Annotated in this window: 1 pseudogene; it reads left to right on the top strand. The window is 59.1% G+C overall.

What is annotated here, in order from left to right:
* Positions 1–584 (top strand): annotated as a pseudogene (locus JQC81_RS32660) (hypothetical protein); the annotation flags it as partial.

Raw genomic sequence — 584 nt, 5'->3', positions numbered from 1 at the left:
TCGTTGCGACTATCGAGTGGACGGTTCGCTTTGTGGAGACGCATTACAACAAGTTGCGGCGGCGTCATCTTGGTTCGGAGCTTCTGCTGGTATTCCTCGCGGCCGCGGGCCTTGCCTTTATCGTGCTCTTCAAGCCCAGCATAGTGGAAGGGATCATCGAGACGATCGACCGCATGGTGTTCCAGAAAACCGATTCCTCGTCCTTTCAGGAGCGTAACATGTGGACTGCCACGTCCCTGCAGGCGCTCCTCTCCACCTATGGGCTCGGGGTAGGGGTTGGTGGAACGCGATCTTCCAACCAGATCGTGGCCGTCGCCAGCAACACCGGCATCATTGGAGCAATGCTCTATTACCTGTTCATCATTCAATCGCTAACCCGGCGGGCCGCGCCGCACGACATAGAGGGGGCCGTTCTCGTGAGTGCGCTCCGGTACTCCTTCGTCCCGAGCTTCGTCATCAGCCTGCTGATCAGCCCAACGGCAGATTTCGGCGAGGGCGGAGCCTTCCGATACGGGCTTCTGACCGCGATCGGAATCGGCGGGATGTATGCCGTCCACCATCAAAAGCACGCCAACCAAACCCGT

Source organism: Microvirga arabica, from assembly GCF_016811235.1.
GTDB lineage: Bacteria > Pseudomonadota > Alphaproteobacteria > Rhizobiales > Beijerinckiaceae > Microvirga > Microvirga arabica.
The sequence above is the reverse complement of the archived record's forward strand: the minus strand, read 5'-3'. Positions and strand labels throughout refer to the sequence as shown.